Genomic DNA, 20,432 nt, shown 5'->3' with positions numbered 1-20,432 from the left:
TGCACACTTAGAGGGATTCATTCGCAAAAAGGAGTCGATGATGTGGTATCAGCAAACCCTGACGCTTGGGCCTAAATCCCGTGGTTTTCATCTGGTCACCGACGAAATCCTCGGCCAGATCCGCGGGCTGTCCGGGGTGAAGGTCGGCCTGCTACACCTCCTGCTCCAGCATACTTCCGCTTCCCTGACGCTCAACGAAAACTGCGATCCCACCGTCCGGTATGACATGGAGCAGTATTTTCTTAACGCCGTGCCGGACAATGCGCCGTACGAACATGATTATGAAGGCCCTGACGATATGCCGTCGCACATCAAATCCTCGATGCTTGGCGTGTCGCTGATGCTGCCGGTCGAGGACGGACGCGTCAGGCTGGGGACCTGGCAGGGCATCTGGCTGGGGGAGCATCGGATACACGGCGGTTCGCGGCACATCGTTGCGACGCTCATGGGGGAATAAAAGATGACAATTTCGGAGTTATTGCAGTACTGCATGGCGAAGCCGGGAGCAGAGCAGAGCGTCCACAGCGACTGGAAAGCCACGCAGATTAAGGTCTCGGACGTGCTGTTTGCCATGGTGAAGGAGGTCGAAGACCAGCGGCCGGCGGTTGCGTTGAAGGCGAGTCCGGAGCTGGCGGAGCTCCTGCGGCAGCAGCATCGCGACGTCCGGCCCAGCAAGCATCTCAATAAAGCGCACTGGAGCACCGTCTTTCTGGATGGCTCGCTGCCGGATTCGCAAATCTACTACCTGGTCGATGCGTCTTACCAGCAGGCGGTGAAAATGCTGCCGGAGCCGGTCCGGCAGCAGCTTTCCCGCTAATTATTTCAGCATCGGCTTCAGGAAGCGCGCGGTGTGCGAGGCTTCGCACTCAGCGACGGTTTCCGGCGTACCGGAAACCAGAATTTCGCCGCCGCCGCTGCCGCCTTCCGGGCCGAGATCGACAATCCAGTCGGCAGTTTTTATCACGTCGAGGTTGTGCTCAATCACCACGATGGTATTGCCCTGATCGCGCAGCTGGTGCAACACTTCCAACAGCTGCTGGATATCGGCGAAGTGCAGACCGGTGGTTGGCTCATCGAGGATATACAGCGTCTGCCCGGTACCGCGTTTGGACAGCTCGCGCGCCAGCTTGACGCGCTGTGCCTCGCCGCCGGAGAGCGTCGTCGCCGACTGGCCAAGGCGAATATAGGTCAGCCCGACGTCCATCAGCGTTTGCAGCTTACGCGCCAGCGCCGGAACCGCATCGAAGAACTCACGGGCTTCTTCAATGGTCATATCCAGCACTTCATGAATCGTTTTGCCTTTGTACTTAATCTCCAGCGTTTCGCGGTTATAGCGTTTGCCTTTGCACTGGTCGCACGGTACGTAGATATCCGGCAGGAAGTGCATCTCGACCTTGATCACGCCGTCGCCCTGGCAGGCTTCACAGCGGCCGCCGCGCACGTTAAAGCTGAAGCGGCCCGGCGTGTAGCCACGCGAACGTGATTCCGGCACCCCGGCGAAGAGCTCGCGCACCGGCGTAAACACCCCGGTATAGGTCGCGGGGTTGGAGCGCGGCGTACGGCCGATCGGGCTCTGGTCGATATCGATGACTTTATCGAAGTGCTCCAGCCCCTGAATATCGCGATACGGCGCCGGTTCGGCGATGGTCGCCCCGTTAAGCTGACGCTGGGCAATCGGGAACAGGGTATCGTTGATCAGCGTGGATTTACCCGACCCTGAAACGCCGGTAATACAGGTGAAGAGCCCCACCGGCAGCGTCAGCGTTACGTCTTTCAGGTTGTTACCGCGCGCGCCGGTCAGTTTGAGGACTTTCTCCGGATCGGCGGGCACGCGCTGCTTCGGCACTTCAATTTTGCGCTTGCCGCTCATGAACTGGCCGGTCAGGGATTCCGGGACGGCCATAATGGCCTCCAGCGGCCCTTCCGCCACCACCTGGCCGCCGTGGACCCCGGCCCCAGGGCCGATATCGATCACATGGTCGGCGGCGCGAATGGCGTCTTCGTCATGCTCAACGACGATCACCGTGTTGCCTAAATTACGCAGGTGGATCAGGGTCCCGAGCAGGCGCTCGTTATCGCGCTGGTGCAGGCCGATGGAGGGCTCATCCAGGACGTACATCACGCCAACCAGTCCGGCGCCAATCTGGCTCGCCAGACGGATACGCTGGGCCTCGCCGCCGGAGAGCGTTTCCGCCGAACGGGAGAGCGTCAGGTAGTTGAGGCCGACGTTGACGAGGAACTTCAGGCGATCGCCAATCTCTTTCAGCACTTTTTCGGCGATTTTCGCCCGCTGGCCGGAGAGTTTCAGATTGTTGAAGAAGTCCATCGCGTGGCCGATGCTCATATCGGAAATGGTCGGCAGTGGGGTGTTTTCCACAAACACGTGGCGCGCCTCGCGGCGCAGACGCGTACCGTCGCAGCTGGCGCACGGGCGATTGCTGATGAACTTCGCCAGCTCTTCGCGCACCGCGCTGGATTCCGTCTCTTTGTAGCGGCGCTCCATGTTATGCAGCACGCCTTCGAACGGATGGCGGCGTACCGAGGTGTCGCCGCGGTCGTTCATGTATTTGAATTCAATATTCTCTTTACCGGAACCGTACAGGACCACTTTCTGCACGCTGGCGCTGAGAGTGCCCCACGGCGCTTCGACGTCGAACTTGTAGTGCTCCGCCAGCGACTTCAGCATCTGGAAGTAGTAGAAGTTACGTCGATCCCAGCCGCGGATGGCGCCGCCCGCCAGCGACAGCTCCGGATTTTGCACCACGCGATCGGGGTCGAAATATTGCTGCACGCCGAGGCCGTCGCAGGTCGGGCAGGCGCCCGCCGGGTTGTTGAAGGAGAACAGGCGCGGCTCCAGCTCGCGCATGCTGTAGCCGCAGATCGGGCAGGCGAAGTTGGCGGAAAACAGCAGTTCTTCCGCTTTCTCATCATCCATATTGGCCACGATGGCGGTACCGCCGGAGAGCTCCAGCGCGGTTTCAAACGACTCGGCCAGACGTTGCGCCAGATCGTCGCGGACCTTGAAGCGGTCAATTACCACCTCGATGGTGTGTTTCTTCTGCAGCTCCAGCTTCGGCGGATCCGAGAGATCGCAGACTTCGCCGTCGATCCGTGCGCGGATATAGCCCTGGCTGGCGAGGTTTTCCAGGGTTTTGGTGTGCTCGCCCTTACGCTCTTTAATAATGGGCGCCAGCAGCATCAGACGCAGGCCTTCCGGCTGGGCGAGGACGTTATCGACCATCTGGCTGACGGTCTGCGCCGCCAGCGGCACGTCGTGGTCCGGACAGCGCGGCTCGCCGACGCGGGCGTACAGCAGACGCAGGTAGTCGTGAATTTCGGTAATAGTACCCACCGTCGAGCGGGGGTTGTGAGAGGTTGATTTCTGTTCGATGGAAATCGCCGGCGACAGCCCTTCGATATGGTCGACGTCCGGCTTCTCCATCAGCGACAGGAACTGTCGCGCATAGGCGGAGAGCGATTCGACGTAGCGACGCTGGCCTTCGGCATACAGGGTGTCGAAAGCGAGTGAAGATTTGCCAGACCCGGAAAGCCCGGTGACGACAATGAGTTTGTCGCGCGGGATAACGAGGTTGATGTTTTTGAGATTATGGGTGCGGGCGCCCCGAACTTCGATCTTATCCATTCACCTTTCCCGGTAGGTAGATACACGGATTGCCTGGTTTGCTTGAAGGACAAACGGCAGAAACGGCTAATTATGACACAATTTAACCTGTCTGGATATACAGTATTGGAATGGCGCTGCGGGAAGCGTGTGAAAATTTGCATAGCGGCGGCATGTTTTCTGGAATTGGCTTAGCAGCTATCAAATTGTCCCTTTGTGGTGTTAGAATTCCCGGTTTACACTTATACAAAACGTATTATTCAGGAGATTCGATCATGGCCAGCAGAGGCGTAAACAAGGTGATTCTCGTCGGTAATCTGGGGCAGGACCCGGAAGTACGCTACATGCCAAGTGGCGGCGCAGTCGCCAACTTCACGCTGGCAACTTCCGAATCCTGGCGTGACAAGCAGACCGGCGAAATGAAAGAGCAGACTGAATGGCACCGCGTTGTGCTGTTCGGCAAACTGGCGGAAGTCGCTGGTGAGTACCTGCGTAAAGGCTCTCAGGTGTACATTGAAGGCCAGCTGCGTACCCGCAAGTGGACCGATCAATCCGGTCAGGACAAATACACCACTGAAGTGGTGGTGAACGTTGGCGGCACCATGCAGATGCTGGGCGGCCGTCAGGGCGGCGGCGCACCGGCAGGCGGCGGCCAGCAGCAGGGCGGTTGGGGTCAGCCTCAGCAGCCGCAGGGCGGCAACCAGTTCAGCGGCGGCGCGCAGTCCCGTCCGCAGCAGCAGGCTCCGGCAGCGCCTTCCAACGAACCGCCGATGGACTTCGACGACGATATCCCGTTCTAAGGCTTGCCTTAGACGCAATAGCCGCGTAGTTAAAACAGAAAGCCCCGGTTTCGCCGGGGCTTTTTTTATGATTATTCCACCACCGCCTCAGGAGTCGTTTTGACCACTGATCGCGGATCGCGAGCGCTTCAGGCCGCGGGCACCTGAGCGGTTGCGGGCGTCGCCACGCCTGGCTGCGGTGCGGCGGGCTGTGTCGCTGGCCTCTGCCGCGGCGCGGCCGTCGCTTTTTGTTTGCGGGCCATGTCATCGACGATCAGCCGATAGGCGATGTAATACTTATAGATATTGCTGACGTAGGTCACCGTTTCCGCGCCGATTTTTTCTGCCGCCAGATTTTCGACATTACCGAACCAGACGTTTGGATCAAACCCGCGCTGTTTGGTCATGGTGCGCAGGCGGGCGATACGCGCTGGACCGGCGTTGTAGGAAGCAAAGGTAAATAGCGCTTTATCCAGCCGGGTCATGGGCTCATCAGCATAGTATCGATCTATCATCCAGCGCATATATTTCACGCCAGCATGAATGTTGGGATCCAGCTGTTTAATATCGCCCACCTTCAGCTCTCTTCCGGTGCTGGGCATCACCTGCATTACCCCGACGGCGCCGACGTGGCTTCGAACCGACTGGTTCAGCCGCGACTCCTGGTATCCCTGGGCCGCCATCAGCAGCCAGTCGACATCGTAGCGATCGCCATATTTACGGAAGACGTCCACCATGGCGAGGAACTTGCGCCGTTCCTGACTCGCTGCGGCATTTTTGACATATTTAGCGTTTTTCAGGTAACGCAGCAGAAGAGTATTGCCCAGCGTGGTGCCCTGACGATTCTTTTTCACAAAGTTGTTCAGCAGCGCCAGCAGCTGCGGACTGTCCTGGCGTACCGCCCACGCAATGTTGCCGCCGTCGCGCAGCACCACGTTGTCATGGACCTGGATTTTCGGAAACACCTGTTTCCAGAAAACAGCTTTATGCTGATCGACGACGATCAACGGCACCAGCCCGGCGTTGAGCATTTCCAGCAGATCTTCATCCTCCAGCGCTTCCGGCGCCGCTTCCAGGGTAACCGGCGGTCTTGACTCACTGGCAAATCGGGCGTTCAGCGCTTGCAGACTGTCGTAATAGCTGGAGGAGCGGCGAACAAAGACCGTTTGACCGGAGAGCTGCTCCAGGCTGTCGACCTTTGGCGACGCCGGGCCGGAGATCAGCAACTCTTTGACGCCGCTGTAGAGCGGCTGAGCGAAAGCGGCCTGGGCTTCCCGCGACGAAGTGATGGTCAGGTTGGCGGCGACGATATCCCCTTTACCTTCATTGAGCGCGGTGAAGAGATTATCCCGGCTGACCGGCACGAAAACGATATGCAGCTTCAGGTGGCGCTGTTTCAGCTTTTTATCCCTGGCCAGCTGTTTATTCAGATCTTTTTCCAGCGCCATGAAAATGTCGTGCGTCGCTCCGCGTTGGGTTCCCTTATCAATAAAAAAGAAGGTCTTGCTGTAGGTGGTTAATACCCGGATGGTGCGCCGATCAAGCATGCCAGGCAGATCGCCTTTCCACGGCTGCAGCATGTCGTCGATATGGATTGACAGCGTGTTGTCTTCGGTTGCCACCGGCGGTGCTTTTTCCGCCTCCGCCGCAAGCAGGATAGGGGCGAATAACAGCGTCGCGAGGCAGGTGAGCCAGGCGATAAACAGGCGTGATAGCAAGTTGGCGTTCATGGAGGAACACTCCGCAGGGGGATGTGTTTATTTTAGCAGAACGGCCGCCGTTAGCCGGGCACGACAAGGGCGTAAAAAACATAACGATGCTGACAAATCATTTTCTCCCATTTTATCGCTTACTATTAATGTGCTTTTATCTTTACTTTAACTATGGAGATAATATGGCGGAAATGTGTTTTTTTAATGATAAATAGAAAGTAATGATAATGTTTTTATTTTATGCTTCCTCATCTGTTTTGTATTAACCTTTTGATTATTAGTATTTATTTTATTTTTATCCGATATTGATTATTATCACCTTGATAATGAATCTCATTTTTATTACCGTAGCACAGCACATTACTCTTATTATTCGCTGTCTGGATTACGCTATCAAAGAATAGCGCGAAGCGCTTTTTCTCTAATGATGAAACAGGGCACTTAATTTTATTATGCCTCTTGCTGTTTTCTTATTCCCATGACTATCGGGAAGGGGCTGACCTACGCCAAAATCTGGCGAGGCGCTGAGGCGAGTATTTTATCCCCTTGTTTTTTCAATTGGGGAAGGCGTTATGCCCGACAGCAACAGAAAACAGGGCATATTCTATGAAATACACGTCTCACTTCCCGCTGGGGATCGTCATTCCTTTGCTCGCCTGTAGCGTGCAGCTGCAGGCGGCAGAGAATATTACTGAACAATCGACTCGTGACGAGAGCACCCCAACGGCCGAAAACCAGGAGGAAACGATGGTGGTGACCGCTGCCAGGCAGAACCTGCAGGCGCCGGGCGTGTCGACCATTACCGCAGAGGAGATTCGCAAACATCCCCCCGCCCGCGATGTGTCGGAGTTAATTCGCACGCAACCCGGGGTCAACCTGACCGGTAACTCCACCAGCGGTCAGCGCGGCAACAACCGGCAAATTGATATCCGTGGCATGGGGCCAGAGAATACGCTGGTGCTGGTCGATGGAAAACCGGTCACCAGCCGTAACTCGGTACGATATGGCTGGCGCGGCGATCGTGATTCCCGTGGCGATACCAACTGGGTGCCGGCAGAGATGATCGATCATATCGATGTGATCCGCGGCCCGGCGGCGGCGCGCTATGGTAATGGCGCGATGGGCGGGGTCGTCAACATCGTGACCAAACCGACCACGCCTGAATGGCATGGGTCGTGGAATACTTATATGAATGCTCCGCAGCACCGTAAAGAAGGGTCGACGAAACGTACCAACTTTAGCCTCAATGGTCCGCTGTCAGACAGTGTTAGCTTCAATCTCTGGGGTAATCTGAGTAAAACCCAGGCCGATGCTCAGGACATTAACGCCGGGCATGAAGCTGAGCGTACCGGTTCCTACGCAGGCTCTTATCCAGCCGGACGTGAAGGGGTGGTGAACAAAGATATTCACAGTAAGCTGCGCTGGGAATTCGCCCCGATGCAGGCCCTGGAGTTTGAGGCTGGCTACAGCCGCCAGGGCAACCTCTATGCCGGCGACACACAAAACACCAATACCAGTACGCTGGTGAAGAGTATGTACGGGAAAGAGACTAACCGTCTCTACCGGCAAACTTACGGCGTAACATGGACCGGAGGCTGGGATAATGGCGTGACCAGCAACAGCTATGCCCAGTACGAACACACCCGCAACTCGCGAATGAATGAAGGGCTGGCGGGCGGTACGGAAGGGATCTTCTCCAGTAACGAGTTTTCAGATATCGATCTGGCCGATGTTCTGCTACATAGCGAAGTGAATATTCCGTTTACGCTGGGGGTCGATCAGAATCTGACGCTGGGCACCGAATGGAACCAGCAGCGGATGAAAGACGGCGTGTCGACAGCCCAGGCGCTCTCTTACGGGGCGATCGACGGTGTATCGGCTACCGATCGTAGCCCGTACTCCAGCGCTGAGATTTTCTCGCTGTTTACCGAAGATAATATGGCGCTAACGGACAGTACCATGCTGACACCCGCTCTGCGCTTCGATCACCACAGCATCGTCGGTAATAACTGGAGCCCGTCGCTGAATCTGTCCCAGGAACTGACGGATGACTGGACGCTTAAGCTGGGCATTGCCCGCGCTTACAAGGCGCCTAACCTCTACCAGTTGAACCCGAACTATATTCTCTACAGCAATGGTCAAGGCTGTTACGCCAGTAGTTCCGCCTGCTATCTGATGGGAAATAGCGACCTGAAAGCGGAGACCAGCGTCAATAAAGAGATCGGTATTGAGTACAAGCATGATGGCTATCAGGCGGGAATTACCTGGTTCCGTAACGACTATCACAACAAGATTGAGTCAGGGTATGCGGCGGTGGGCACTGCCAGCAACGGTACCACCAATATCTATCAGTGGGAAAACGTACCAAAAGCGTTAGTGGAAGGCCTGGAAGGAACGCTGAATCTTCCAGTGGGGGAGACGGTTAACTGGAGCAATAACCTGACATGGATGCTGCAGAGCAAGAATAAGACGACAGGCGACCGGCTGTCAGTGATCCCGCAGTTTACCCTGAACTCGACTTTGAGCTGGCAGGTTCGTGAAGATCTCTCTCTGCAGAGCACCTTTACCTGGTATGGCCGTCAGAAACCAAAACGCTTTAATTATAAGGGCGAGGCGGTCAGCGGCAGCGAACTAAACGAAGTCAGCCCATACAGCATTGTCGGCCTCAGCGCGACCTGGGATGTGAACAAAAATCTGAGCTTCACCAGTGGGATAGATAACCTGTTTGATATCCGCCATTATCGGGCAGGGAATGCGCAAACGACTGGAAACGCGACGACGGGGGCTTACCTTTATGGTGCGGGTGCTGAGACCTATAACGAGTCGGGGCGAACCTTCTTTATGAGCGTAAATACTCATTTCTAATGGTGCTGATGAGAATGAAACCGGGTGCAGCGCGGCCCGGTTTTTTTATTTCAGATAAAAGTGGTGGAAGCGGTTATAAATGGTGACAAAATCTTCACGCCTTCTACATTATTAGCTCAAAATATCCTTTTATACTGATCTCCGTTGCGCAAGGTCGTTGATCCCGACCGGGCTCGATAATAGCATCCTGCTATTTCCCTTCTGCAATACCCCCCTGTCCCCCTTCCATTCCCAACCGCAGTGATGCGGAGGAGGGGGACCTTCCTTATTTTTGTCGCGTGACCCGATGACGATATTGAGTGGGTGTGAGCGCATGATATTTTTTGAAGGTACGATTAAACGCACTGAGATCGTCATAACCAACCATAATACAAATATCGACAATACGGTAACCAGGCGTCGTCAGCAATAAACGGCGACAGAGCGACATACGCTGTTGACGGATATATTCCATCGGCGAACGATCAAAATAATAACGAAAGAGCCGAAATAGATGCCAGGGAGAATAACCAGAGATATCGCTCAGATCATCGACGGTTAGTTTCTTATCCAGATTATTATCGATCCAAAGGATCAGGTCGTTTAGTACCGATTGCTGGAGCGTTTTGCTACGCATGATTGAGGCCAGTCCCAAAAACGAATGGCTCCTCAATGAGGAGCCCCGGGTTTATTGAACGGTGAGCTCGCCGCGGCGAACCTGATAATTTTTTTGGTTATCAGGGCCAATATAGTCGCTGGCGGGTTTTGCCACCTGCAGATGACCAAACGCGGTTGATTGCTCTGCATGATAATTTTCGCCGTCATTCACGTCGCCGCGCCCGTTATAACGGGCAATAGCTGGGAAGGGATACACCGGACGCGTTGCGATAACGGCTGGAGTGGCGTCAGCGTAAGGCTGACTGATTTTCTGCATGCCGTGAAACTGCGTTTGCGCATCTGGTTTTTCTGTCATCGGCGGCAGCCTGGCGGCGGCTGACGCCCGTTTTCCGGCCATAAGCTCTTGCGGCGCGATGCCTTCCTCGGTCCAGCGCATCAGCGGGGTAAGGAGATCAATTTGATCGTAACCTTCGCCATTACCGCAATGTGCTACCCCAGGCAGCAGGAATAACCGCAGGAAGGTATCCGTTGCGGCATGGCCCATCTCTGCTTCTACGCCGCGGTAATAGGCGATAGAAAAGGCTGGGCTGACGGAGTCATCGGCCAGACCGTGCCACAGGATAAGCTTGCCGCCGCGCTGTTGATAGGCATGAAGATTGGTATTTGCCGCGTTATAGAGCGGTGCCAGTTGAGCGACGGCGTCAAAATTCTGCTGATTAAGTGGGAAATCCCGCATCGAATGGATCTTCTGTTTTCCTCCCGGCAGGAGCACGGATTGCAGAGCCGGTAGTACCATCATTTCCGACATTGAGTGGCCGGTCGGCGTCTCCGGCACCGGCCAGCGTAGCTCGGAGCCCAGCGGAAGACCGCCAGCGACGAACTGGGCGCCGTGGCTGTCGTAAGCGCCGCGGTAGAGCTTTTTCACTACCTCAATCTCTTCCTGTGTCAGGCAGGCGGAACGGTCCTGAGCGTTGGCAGGACAGCGGGGGAGCCAAGTCTCAGAGAACTGGCAGGCATACGGGTTTTGCAGGATGCCGTCCTGCACGCCGGAAAGCGTCGGGCAGTGAGCCAGTATGGCCTGGTGAATCAAAGGTAAGCGATCTTTCAACAAGACAGCGGTACCGTCGGGACGCTGATTGGCGGCCACATTCCAGCCGTGGAAGAAGGAATTCTGAAACTGGAAAAAGGCCGCAGGCGCGCCAGCGCTGATACCGTCAAAATCCTGCGGAAAGCGCTGTGCTTCCATCAATGCTTCGCGACCGCCGTCTGAGCAGCCCATAAAGTACGCGTATTTTGGCGGCTGGCGGTAAAGCGTCTGAATCACCGCTTTGGTCAGCACTGCGGTCAGGTGGTTGGCGCGCCAGGCAAAATCGATGCGCTTTTGCGGATCCTCGGCCCATGAAGCATCCATCATACTGCCATGGTGCCCCATATCGGTTGCTGCCACCACGAACTCGCCGTTCATTGCCGGCAGGCAGCCGCTGGCATTCGACAGACTCAGGTTAATGCTCCCGCACAGTCCGCCGCAGCCGACCTGCAAGAAACGTTGACTCCAGCGCTGGGTCGGCAGGGCAATCTGCACGCCAATCTGGGGGGCGATAGTGGCGCTCACCTTGCACCAGCTTCCCTGCGCGGAGGTTTGCATTTCAGTGTGGTTGATAGTGACCTTTGCGCCAACGGCGGCGCTGAAGTCGGTAGCGCTCAGCGTATCGCATGTCAGCGCGGGGAGAACAATCTGCAGACTGGAGGCAGCCTGCGCCGGCGAAGCGAACGGTAACCCAAAGAGGGTGCAGATAATGATGGGTAAGATCGTTTTAAGTAAGCGTGACATACGCAATTCCCTGTGATTGATGGTGGGAGGCGGCAGGATGGTGAATCCTATGCCTCACCTTCCCTGGCGAGGCGCCACTGCTTGGCTATTGTAGATAACGATAGACTTTCCTTGATGCCTTGATAAGGCGTCCCTACTGTATTCTGCTATTTTGAGGAAAATATGGAGATTTTCTCCATTGTCATCTGGCGGTAAATACATGAAAGAATGTTGTGATGTCGATTGCATAATTTATTCAATTTCTCTTCATTATATCTGCTGGCTTTAAGAATATGATTGTGCCTGTTCCTGGTGATTCCAGAGAACAACATTCCTAACGAGATCCTTCCCCCTTTCCATTAGCAAGAAAGGGGGCTTTTTCAATAAAAACCGTTCAGGCAAATCTAAATATAGCTCTGGTGTTGGCCATTAGAACCACGGAGTTCAGGAAAAGTTCCATCCTTAAATATATTTTTAAAGATGATTTAACATCCTTTTTTTCTCCATTTTGTCGCCATAATTGCATGTAATTCTGCGTCTCGCTCAGGTTAATTCTGTCGCATATCTTAGATACGCAATCTGAACAAATAAGCTCAACGCCAGCAGATAACTGCTATTGCTCATTATCTCGTAGACGACACATTCATGTTAAAAAAGACTCATATCATCAGCGGATTATTGATTACCCCTTTAACGTTGTACGCCGCAACCTCATATCAAGTTGATGATATCCGTTTTGAAGGGCTGCAGCGCGTGACCGTCGGGGCGGCGCTATTAAGTATGCCGTTGCACGCGGGAGAAGCGGTGACGGCAGAGGAAGTCAGCGAGGCAGTGCGCGCGCTGTATGCGAGCGGCAATTTCGAGAATGTGCAGATCCTGCGCGCTGGGAAAACGCTGGTGGTGCAGGTTAAGGAGAGGCCCACTATTGCCAGCATCAGTTTTTCCGGGAATAAGTCGGTGAAGGATGATGCGTTAAAGGAAAATCTCACCGCGACAGGTATTTCAGCAGGTAGCGCACTGGATCGAAATTCGCTTAGCGAAATAGAAAAGGGGTTGCAGGATTTCTATTACAGCGCGGGGAAATACAGCGCGCAGGTTCACGCTGTGGTGACACCGTTACCGCGTAATCGCGTTGACTTAACGTTCGTCTTTCAGGAAGGCGTATCGGCGAAAATCGCACAAATAAACATTATCGGTAATCAGGCGTTTCGGGAAGAGACGCTCCTGGACCAGCTTCAGCTACGCGATAATGTGCCGTGGTGGAATGTGGTAGCGGATAAAAAATACCAGAAACAGAAGCTGGAAGCCGATCTGGAAACGCTGCGCAGTTTTTATCTCGATCGCGGCTATGCGCGCTTTGCTATCCAGTCCACGCAGGTCAGTATGACGCCAGATAAAAAATCCCTGTATATCACCATCACCCTCAATGAAGGCGAACGTTATCGGGTCGACCGAACTCAGGTGACAGGCGACCTGGCGCAGCATGGACCGGAGATCGAGGCCCTTGCCCAGCCGCTGGCGGGGGCATGGTATAGCGGGGCGCAAGTCACCACGATTGAAAATGAGATCAAAAAGCGTTTCGGCAAGTATGGTTATGCCTGGCCGAAAGTGACGACCACGCCGGAAATCGATGATGCGCATCACCGTATGACGCTGCATATTCAGGTCGACGCGGGTCGCCGCTACTCGGTACGCCAGATCCGCTTTTCCGGTAACGACACCTCCCGGGATGCGGTGCTGCGTCGTGAAATGCGTCAAATGGAAGGGGCGTGGCTCAACAACGAAAAAGTCGAGCAAGGGAAAGTACGTCTTGACCGAACGGGTTTTTTTGAGAACGTTGAACAGCAGATCGTTCCGGTTAGTGGGACGGCGGATCAGGTCGATGTGGTCTACAAGGTGAAGGAGCGCAACACCGGCTCATTTAACGTGGGCCTGGGATTTGGAACGGACAGCGGCGTGAGCTATCAGCTTGGCGTGACTCAGGATAACTGGCTGGGAACGGGCAACAGCGTTAGCTTCAACGGGACGCGCAACAGCTATCAGTCTTATCTTGAACTGGGGGCGACGAATCCGTGGTTTACCGTCGATGGCATTAGCCTGGGCGGAAAGATTTTTTATAACAGCTATGATGCTTCCGATGCGGACGCCGGGAGCTATAACCAGCAGAGCTACGGCTTAGGCAGTACGCTGGGGTTTCCAATTAGCGAAAATAACTCCCTGAACCTGGGACTGGATTATGTTCATAATCGGCTGACTAATATGGATCCGGAGCTGTCGACCTGGCGCTACCTCAGCTCTCGCGGAATCGAGCCCAGCGTGGTGACGAAAGATGGCGACAGCGGCGCGAAATATAGCGCCAACGATTATTTTGTGAGTATTGGATGGGGTTACAACGACCTCGACCGCGGCTTTTTCCCGCGAGCGGGAAACAAAAGCAGCCTTAGCGGAAAACTGACCCTCCCCGGCTCGGATAACAGTTATTACAAACTCTCCTTTGACACTGCCCAGTATCTGCCACTGAACGAGAATAAGCGCTGGATCTGGATGGAACGCCTGCGTGCAGGCTATGCCGGCGGGTTAGACGGCAAAAGTGTGCCGTTCTACGATAACTTTTACGCTGGCGGTTCGTCGACAGTGCGCGGCTTCTCATCTAACACCATCGGGCCTAAAGCGGCCTATTACCGTTGTAACGGCAGCGAAAGCAGCTATAGCGCCTGCCCGCTGGACTCCTCATCTGATGCGGTCGGCGGGAATGCCATGGCGGTGCTGAACAGCGAATTTATCATTCCAACCCCCTTTGTGAATGACAAATATGCCGATAGTCTGCGAACCTCGCTGTTTGTTGATGCGGGGACGGTCTGGAGCACCTCCTGGCAAAACACCGCGCAGACGCAGGCGGCAGGGATCCCTGACTACGGCGATCCGAGTCATATTCGTCTCTCCGCTGGGATTGCCGTGCAGTGGATGTCTCCTCTCGGTCCACTGGTCTTCTCATGGGCAGAGCCATTTAAAAAGTATGATGGCGATAAAGCAGAGCAGTTTCAGTTTAATATCGGCAAAACCTGGTAAGGCCCCAGCGGGGCCTATTAGACCGGTGTGGCAATATTCTGTAGACGGTACCCCGACATACGGATTGAGCTAAATAAGATCAATCGCCATGGCGATATTATCGCTAAGATATTCGCTATGGCGATATACCAAAGACATTTACCCGAGCGCGGCCTGATGGCTGCGCGGGTCTGTTGTCGTACGCCGAGGCAACCGCGCAATAAATAACTGGCTGTCGTCGTCCTCTCTGCCGGCGGAAGCTTTGGCGACGCTCAGCGCCACATCGTCTGATACGAATGGATGAAGACTCATCCAAAGGGACTAATACATATTGTCAATTATTTTTATTTAATCTTATTTTTTATTGTATTTTCTTTTCTTAGGTTGATTTGTTTCTATTTTTATAGCGTCTAATCATTAATCTCTCGACGAAAAGTAAACGTTACTAATAATGGAGTATGTTGTTAGGAATTGTCTTAAGTCAAATAATTGTCAGGGATGCTTGCAGTTTATATTAATGAATGCTATCACTATATACGGTAACAATTTGTAGCATTTATATAAGGAAGGAATATGAAATGGACTATTCTTAATACTCTGATCTGCCCGCAATCCGGCATCGCCTTTTCGGCGATATCCAGCCTGCGTTTCTTAAAATTTATTATGTGGTACGAGGCCGATGTGATCCTGCTGCCCGGTGAGACAATGAAGCTCTATTCCTCAAGAGTTTTAATTAATGACCAGTATCATTCATTAAAAATCTACAATATTGCGGTGTACGACGAGGCGCAGTGGGAAATATTACGCGAGCGGCCATCGTGCCCGTACCATGCCGGCGGCGAGCGGTCTGACTCCTGTTTTTACCAGTCCTTTTGCGCGATTAAGCGCTGCCCGAATAATATTCCCCGCAGCGAAACCTGGCGTTAGTCAGGCCACGCCGGGGGCGGTATGGCGTCATTTCTCCAGCAGGGCGGCCAGTCGTGGCTGGACGCCTGCGCAGCCGGCCAGCACGCGGTTACCTCGCCGTAGCCCCTCATTGGCGAGAAACGCTTGCACGTTCCGCCCGTCTCCTCAATCAACTGCATGCCTGCCAGCGCGTCCCAGCTGTTCATATGCGCTTCATAATAGGCATGGAGCTGGCCGGCGGCGACATGCGCCAGCATCAGGGCGCCCGCGCCGAAGCGGCGATATTCCAGTCCGGCGTCGAGCAGGAGGGTGACGGCCCAGGTGGAAGGGAGAGTATTGAGCCAGCCGCTGCGCAACAGCTGGTTAGCGGCCAGTTCGGCGCCGGCGGCGTTATCAGAGCAGACATCATCCACCCCGGGGATCGTTGCCGCCAGCATCTTTGTTTTTCTGGAGTCGCTGGATGAGTTTACCGGCACCTTTTTCGTCGGGGCGCCGGATGTCACTACGCTACCGCTGCTGCTCAATAACGCCAGCATGTCGGGTAACTATCAGGTCTTGTCGAATACCGCGCTGATTTTGCTGGCGCCATCGCTGCTCTTTATGGTGGTGATCCATAAATTTATGCGTCCGGAGATGATGGCGAGACTGGGGAAATAAGGGCTGCAGAAAACGAAAAAGCTTCCCGGTGGGAAGCTTTTTAACCTCAGGTCATCATCATTGGCCATTCTGGCGGTGTCTGACTCATGACTTCAATCATCACATCTTTGATATTGCCCCAGATTTTGGCAATATCGAGCAGGGTGATGCCGAGCAAACCGGTGGCGAACCAGCAGGCGGCGGCAAGGCCGAGGCAGCTGCAGATCACCGCCAGACCGGCATAATCGCTTTTGCGAAGTTGGATATTCAGTGAACTGGCAAGAAACATCAGTACCGCGCTCACCAGGGGCCAGCGCAACAACACAACACTGGTAGTAATGGAAGCCATTAACCTGTCCTCAAAGAAAGTCGGAGAGCCATGGACGACCTGGCGCGACTGACGATGGCATAGCGCTCTGGTCTCAACTGGCCTACTAGAGAGTGATGAAACGCCATTTCTGTTTCATCAACTTGTGTGAACTATATCACACTTGGTGCTTTATTCACCAGTCAAAAAATGAGCTTTCGCTGCGCTTAATAACAATGCTATTTATGTGGATATTAGTGAGCAACCTCCGATGATCTTATTTTCATTCTCTTGCTAATGATTATTATTCTGCGGGTTTTATTACTTGTTCTTGTTTAATACACGGAGAAACCGAGTCAGAAGCGCGTCTATTCTTAATCTTGGCGGAATATCTTCCGAATACCTGATAAATAAGTATTATTCTTCCCTGTCAGTGGTAAAGCTGACGCCCGTGAGGGCTGGCGGAAATCGGCTGATGTCTATCGCAGTCGCGATTGCTAACGTGTTTGGGCTACCTTAATTAAGGCATATCGCATGGATGTAAGCGTAAATGGGTGACAGTACGCCGCATAAGGCGCTAAGGCTCATCGGAACGGGTTTGGTTATTTTATTGCCAGTGGTACTGGCATTGTGGTTTGCCCAACTGCGGGCGAAAGCCGAAACCATTGATCAATTACACTCATTTTCGCAGCTGGCGCTGCAAAAAACGGAAATGGTCATCCGCGAAGCGGATCAGGCCCGGGCGAAAGCCAGCCAGTATCGCGGGGAGCTGTGCTCAGCGGACCATCAGCGTTATTTATTGCATATCGTTCGCGGCCTGCTGTATGTAGAAGATCTGATCTACGCTAACGGCCAGCGCTTTATCTGTTCAACGTCCGTTCATCAGCAAACCGGCTGGCGGATGCCGGCGGCCAATTACACCAAAAAGCCGGATGTCGCGATTTACTATTACCGGGACACGCCGTTTTATCCCGGCTTTGCCATGAATTATATGCAGAAGGGGCCCTATGTGGTGGTGGTCAATCCCTTCTCGTACAGCTCGGTAATCGCCAGCGATCGCGATTTAGCCTATGGCGTGTTCGATACCAAAACCAACCTCTTTTTCTCGGTGAGTAACAATGTCGAGCCCGCGGAGCTCCATGCGTTAATTCGCGAAGGCGATACCTTTTTTAATCAGAATGGCCGGGTGTATACGATAGCCCGCTCCGCTATCCGGCCGATCGCCGTCATTATGTCCACCTCGCGGGCCAGCTATTATCATAACTTTTGTGACCAGGCCAGCCTGACGCTGCCGCTGGGGATCATTTGCAGTATTTTACTGGTGCTGGTGTGGTCGCGCACCCGCCGGCAGTATCACTCGCCGCGCAATATGCTGCAGCGGGCTCTGAGCTGCCGCCAGCTGCGCCTGCACTACCAGCCGATTATCGATATTAAAAATAACCGCTGCGTCGGGGCGGAAGCGCTGCTGCGCTGGCCAGGGTTTGACGGTCCGGTGATGAACCCGGCGGAGTTTATTCCGCTGGCGGAAAATGAAGGCATGATTGCCCAGGTGACGGACTACGTGGTGGATGAGCTGTTTTACGAAATGGGAGAGTTTCTTGCCAGCCATCCGCAGCTGTACGTGGCGATCAATCTCTCTGCGTCGGATTTCCACTCGGCGCGGCTGATTTCACAGATCAGTGAGAAAGCGCGCAGCTATGCGGTCTGTATCGGGCAGATCAAAATCGAAGTAACCGAGCGGGGGTTTATCGACGTACCGAAGACCACGCCGGTGATTCAGGCGTTCCGCGAAGCGGGCTATGAAATTGCCATCGATGATTTCGGCACCGGCTATTCGAATCTGCATAATCTGCACGCCCTGAACGTCGATATCCTTAAAATCGATAAAACCTTCGTTGATACGCTGACCACCAACAACACCAGCCACCTGATTGCCGAACACATCATCGAGATGGCGCGCGGGTTGCGTCTAAAGACTATCGCGGAAGGCGTGGAGACGCCTGAGCAGGTAAGCTGGCTCTACAAGCGCGGCGTGCAGTATTGCCAGGGCTGGCTGTTTGCGAAAGCGATGCCGGCGCGGGAGTTTATGCAGTGGTTAGCCAATGCGCCCGCGCCCGTGAACGTGCCTCAGCCGTCGCGTCACGCGGAGATCTGATGGCGGTAGTCGCTGGGGGTGCGGTCGAACTCCCGGCGGAAAACCCGCGAGAAGGTTTGCTGCGAGACGTAGCCCAGATCCATGGCGATATCAAAGATCGGCCGCTGGGTGGTTCGCAACGCCTCCGCCGCCAGCAGCAGACGGCGCTGACGAATATAATCCCCCAGCGTCTGATGCATCACGGTGCGGAACATCCGCTGCAGGTACCACTTCGAGTATCCTGACTTTCTGGCGACTACATCAATGTTAAGTGGTTGATCGATATGTTCATCAATCCATTCAATCAGTGTTTGAATAATATCCTGATGGGACATAAAGCGGCCTCTCTCAATTCTCGATTCGTCGTTTTGTCTGCGGGCGAGTATAATTCCTCAAGTTAACTTGAGGTAAAGCGCTTTATGGAAAAGAAATCACCCCGCATCAAAATGCTGCTGACGCCCGGGGAAGTGGCAAAACGAACCGGCGTGGCGGTCTCGGCCCTCCATTTTTATGAGAGTAAAGGGCTGATCCACAGCCAGCGGAATGCCGGCAATCAGCGGCGCTACCGGCGCGATGTCCTGCGCGCGGTGGCGATTATCAAAATTGCGCAACGTATCGGCATCCCGCTGGCCACCATCGGCGACGCGTTTGGCGTGCTGCCGGAAGGGCACAATCTCAGCGCAAAAGAGTGGAAAATGCTGTCATCACAGTGGCGCGAGGAGCTGGACCGGCGTATCCACACCCTGACGGCGCTGCGCGACCAGCTCGACGGCTGCATCGGCTGCGGCTGTTTATCGCGGCGCGACTGCCCGCTACGCAACCCGGGCGATAAACTGGGGGAAGAGGGGACCGGCGCCCGGCTGCTGGAGGAGGAGTGATAAAACTAAAGCGCCACAACTGGGCGCTTTAGTTGTTTTCCGGTCTTGGTCTTTCGCATTATCTCGTTGGTTCACGAGAGGGTTTCCCCCGACGTCGACGTCCCTCAGTATTGCGCAATCTGTTGATGGAGGTTCCGGTTTGCGTCGACACTTTAACTATGGCATCTGCCGCCGTTTTTTCCTCACTATTTTGCCGAAATTTTCCCGGCAATCAGCGCCTGTTCCTATAGTTAATTTGAACAAACCACGGGAGAGGCCCATGCTGACGGTACATCATCTTAATCAGTCACGATCGCAACGCGTACTGTGGGCGCTGGAGGAGCTACAGCTGCCTTATCAGATAGTCCGCTATCAGCGGGAAAAGTCGATGCTGGCGCCAGCGGCATTGAAGAAAATCCACCCGCTGGGTAAATCGCCAGTGCTGGAAGACAACGGCAATGTGCTGGCGGAGTCCGGAGCGATCCTTGAGTATTTGCAGGAGAGCTGGGACAGCGATGGGCTGCTGAAGCCACAGGGCGCGGATGACAAACTGCAGTACCGCTTCTGGCTGCACTATGCCGAAGGCTCGCTGATGCCGCTGCTGTTAATGAAGTTGGTGTTTGCCAGCCTCGGCAAACCCCCGGTGCCCTTTGGCGTCCGCTCGCTGGGCTCGCTGCTGGGCAAAGGTATCCAGAAAGCGTGGCTCGATCCTCAGCTGGCCACCCATGCGCGGTTCATTGACGACCATCTTGCCACGCGGCCATGGTTTGCCGGCGATCGGCTGAGCATGGCCGATATCCAGATGAGCTTCCCGGTGATGGCGCTGCTGGCCCGCGGCGGCATGCATGATCTTCGCCATATTGAGGCCTGGCGACAGCGGGTGGAGCAGCGCCCGGCCTGGCAGCGGGCTATCGAGCGCGGCGGCCCCTTCACCTTACCCGGCGCCTGAAGTATCAGCGGATCCGATGACGCGGCTAAATGAAAGCAACTCACTAAAAAATTGTTAGCGGATTGCGCATGGACGATAACGTTTGCGCATCGGCTGGTTATTTTCTGTTCGTCATAAGCGAAATTTAGCGAAATACGATAAACATCGGTTGAAAAGGGTTATCTAAAGGCCGGATAATCGTTTGCCTTTCTGTTTTACTCCCTCTTTTTT

The 20,432-nt window shown here is 54.6% G+C and carries 15 protein-coding genes and 2 pseudogenes; 10 read left to right on the top strand and 7 right to left on the bottom strand.

The genetic code is table 11. The features are described 5' to 3' along the window. Positions 1-40: 40 nt before the first annotated feature. Both ACOI7Z_RS19165 and ACOI7Z_RS19160 read left to right on the top strand, forming a co-directional pair. The gene (locus tag ACOI7Z_RS19165; RefSeq protein ID WP_004206303.1) at positions 41-457 is read left to right on the top strand and encodes a secondary thiamine-phosphate synthase enzyme YjbQ; all 417 of its coding nucleotides are present in this window, start codon (positions 41-43) and stop codon (positions 455-457) included. A gap of 3 nt (positions 458-460) precedes the next feature. Further along, positions 461-817 carry an MmcQ/YjbR family DNA-binding protein gene (locus ACOI7Z_RS19160; RefSeq protein WP_023291634.1) on the top strand — a complete coding sequence of 119 codons (357 nt, stop codon included), beginning with the start codon at positions 461-463 and terminating at the stop codon, positions 815-817. Here ACOI7Z_RS19160 and uvrA read toward each other — a convergent pair whose 3' ends face one another. Then, positions 818-3,643, bottom strand: a complete 2,826-nt coding sequence (gene uvrA / locus ACOI7Z_RS19155; RefSeq protein ID WP_023291635.1) for an excinuclease ABC subunit UvrA — start codon at positions 3,641-3,643, stop codon at positions 818-820. A 254-nt stretch (positions 3,644-3,897) separates the two neighbouring features. On the opposite strand from uvrA, the gene ssb1 reads away from it, so the two are divergent. Continuing rightward, positions 3,898-4,422, top strand: coding sequence for a single-stranded DNA-binding protein SSB1 (ssb1, locus tag ACOI7Z_RS19150; RefSeq protein ID WP_004151744.1), 525 nt, complete (start codon positions 3,898-3,900; stop codon positions 4,420-4,422). A 128-nt stretch (positions 4,423-4,550) separates the two neighbouring features. On the opposite strand, the gene ACOI7Z_RS19145 is transcribed toward ssb1, so the two are convergent. Beyond that, positions 4,551-6,131: a lytic transglycosylase F gene (locus ACOI7Z_RS19145; protein ID WP_080901801.1), complete on the bottom strand. Its 1,581-nt coding sequence runs from the start codon at positions 6,129-6,131 to the stop codon at positions 4,551-4,553. Positions 6,132-6,719: 588 nt separating this feature from the next. Here ACOI7Z_RS19145 and ACOI7Z_RS19140 point away from each other — a divergent pair. Then, entirely contained in the window at positions 6,720-8,978 is a 2,259-nt protein-coding gene (locus ACOI7Z_RS19140; protein WP_087848894.1) for a TonB-dependent siderophore receptor, read from the top strand. Positions 8,979-9,243: 265 nt separating this feature from the next. Here the strand turns inward: ACOI7Z_RS19140 and ACOI7Z_RS19135 are convergent, their stop codons facing one another. Together ACOI7Z_RS19135 and ACOI7Z_RS19130 are read right to left on the bottom strand one after the other, a co-directional pair. Further along, entirely contained in the window at positions 9,244-9,612 is a 369-nt protein-coding gene (locus ACOI7Z_RS19135) for a helix-turn-helix transcriptional regulator (protein WP_048296437.1), read from the bottom strand. A gap of 33 nt (positions 9,613-9,645) precedes the next feature. Beyond that, entirely contained in the window at positions 9,646-11,406 is a 1,761-nt protein-coding gene (locus ACOI7Z_RS19130; RefSeq protein WP_087848893.1) for a tannase/feruloyl esterase family alpha/beta hydrolase, read from the bottom strand. Positions 11,407-12,030: 624 nt separating this feature from the next. Between ACOI7Z_RS19130 and bamA the strand changes: the two genes are divergently transcribed. Together bamA and iraM are read left to right on the top strand one after the other, a co-directional pair. Beyond that, complete coding sequence (gene bamA, locus ACOI7Z_RS19125; RefSeq protein WP_087848892.1) at positions 12,031-14,454, top strand: outer membrane protein assembly factor BamA; 2,424 nt, start codon at positions 12,031-12,033, stop codon at positions 14,452-14,454. Positions 14,455-15,006: 552 nt separating this feature from the next. Further along, on the top strand, positions 15,007-15,360 hold the full coding sequence (gene iraM, locus ACOI7Z_RS19120; RefSeq protein WP_023291644.1) for an anti-adapter protein IraM: 354 nt from the start codon (positions 15,007-15,009) through the stop codon (positions 15,358-15,360). Between the two features lie 27 nt (positions 15,361-15,387). Here iraM and ACOI7Z_RS19115 read toward each other — a convergent pair. Continuing rightward, positions 15,388-15,656 (bottom strand): annotated as a pseudogene (locus ACOI7Z_RS19115) (inositol monophosphatase family protein); the annotation flags it as partial. Between the two features lie 91 nt (positions 15,657-15,747). Here ACOI7Z_RS19115 and ACOI7Z_RS19110 point away from each other — a divergent pair. Next, positions 15,748-15,996: pseudogene (locus tag ACOI7Z_RS19110) on the top strand (ABC transporter permease); the annotation flags it as partial. 46 nt (positions 15,997-16,042) lie between these two features. Here ACOI7Z_RS19110 and ACOI7Z_RS19105 read toward each other — a convergent pair. Then, entirely contained in the window at positions 16,043-16,324 is a 282-nt protein-coding gene (locus ACOI7Z_RS19105) for a YjcB family protein (RefSeq protein ID WP_002885064.1), read from the bottom strand. Between the two features lie 508 nt (positions 16,325-16,832). Here ACOI7Z_RS19105 and ACOI7Z_RS19100 point away from each other — a divergent pair. After that, positions 16,833-18,437, top strand: a complete 1,605-nt coding sequence (locus ACOI7Z_RS19100) for an EAL domain-containing protein (RefSeq protein ID WP_087848891.1) — start codon at positions 16,833-16,835, stop codon at positions 18,435-18,437. Here the strand turns inward: ACOI7Z_RS19100 and soxS are convergent. Further along, complete coding sequence (gene soxS / locus ACOI7Z_RS19095) at positions 18,422-18,751, bottom strand: superoxide response transcriptional regulator SoxS (protein ID WP_023291646.1); 330 nt, start codon at positions 18,749-18,751, stop codon at positions 18,422-18,424. The two genes, ACOI7Z_RS19100 and soxS, sit on opposite strands and share 16 nt — an antisense overlap. A gap of 84 nt (positions 18,752-18,835) precedes the next feature. Between soxS and soxR the strand changes: the two genes are divergently transcribed. Continuing rightward, positions 18,836-19,294, top strand: a complete 459-nt coding sequence (soxR, locus tag ACOI7Z_RS19090; RefSeq protein ID WP_004206331.1) for a redox-sensitive transcriptional activator SoxR — start codon at positions 18,836-18,838, stop codon at positions 19,292-19,294. A 259-nt stretch (positions 19,295-19,553) separates the two neighbouring features. After that, positions 19,554-20,222, top strand: coding sequence for a glutathione S-transferase family protein (locus ACOI7Z_RS19085; RefSeq protein WP_080901798.1), 669 nt, complete (start codon positions 19,554-19,556; stop codon positions 20,220-20,222). Positions 20,223-20,432 lie beyond the last annotated feature (210 nt).

This window comes from Klebsiella sp. C283 (genome assembly GCF_048822555.1).
Classification (GTDB): domain Bacteria; phylum Pseudomonadota; class Gammaproteobacteria; order Enterobacterales; family Enterobacteriaceae; genus Klebsiella; species Klebsiella quasipneumoniae.
This window is presented reverse-complemented; position numbering and strand designations above follow the sequence as displayed.

Coding starts and splice junctions, on each gene's coding strand:
- ssb1 (WP_004151744.1), top strand. CDS start 3,898: ATGGCCAGCAGAGGCGTAAACAAGGTGATTCTCGTCGGTAATCTGGGG.
- bamA (WP_087848892.1), top strand. CDS start 12,031: ATGTTAAAAAAGACTCATATCATCAGCGGATTATTGATTACCCCTTTA.
- uvrA (WP_023291635.1), bottom strand. CDS start 3,643: ATGGATAAGATCGAAGTTCGGGGCGCCCGCACCCATAATCTCAAAAAC.
- soxS (WP_023291646.1), bottom strand. CDS start 18,751: ATGTCCCATCAGGATATTATTCAAACACTGATTGAATGGATTGATGAA.
- ACOI7Z_RS19085 (WP_080901798.1), top strand. CDS start 19,554: ATGCTGACGGTACATCATCTTAATCAGTCACGATCGCAACGCGTACTG.
- ACOI7Z_RS19165 (WP_004206303.1), top strand. CDS start 41: ATGTGGTATCAGCAAACCCTGACGCTTGGGCCTAAATCCCGTGGTTTT.
- ACOI7Z_RS19130 (WP_087848893.1), bottom strand. CDS start 11,406: ATGTCACGCTTACTTAAAACGATCTTACCCATCATTATCTGCACCCTC.
- ACOI7Z_RS19160 (WP_023291634.1), top strand. CDS start 461: ATGACAATTTCGGAGTTATTGCAGTACTGCATGGCGAAGCCGGGAGCA.
- iraM (WP_023291644.1), top strand. CDS start 15,007: ATGAAATGGACTATTCTTAATACTCTGATCTGCCCGCAATCCGGCATC.
- soxR (WP_004206331.1), top strand. CDS start 18,836: ATGGAAAAGAAATCACCCCGCATCAAAATGCTGCTGACGCCCGGGGAA.
- ACOI7Z_RS19100 (WP_087848891.1), top strand. CDS start 16,833: ATGGGTGACAGTACGCCGCATAAGGCGCTAAGGCTCATCGGAACGGGT.
- ACOI7Z_RS19140 (WP_087848894.1), top strand. CDS start 6,720: ATGAAATACACGTCTCACTTCCCGCTGGGGATCGTCATTCCTTTGCTC.
- ACOI7Z_RS19145 (WP_080901801.1), bottom strand. CDS start 6,131: ATGAACGCCAACTTGCTATCACGCCTGTTTATCGCCTGGCTCACCTGC.
- ACOI7Z_RS19105 (WP_002885064.1), bottom strand. CDS start 16,324: ATGGCTTCCATTACTACCAGTGTTGTGTTGTTGCGCTGGCCCCTGGTG.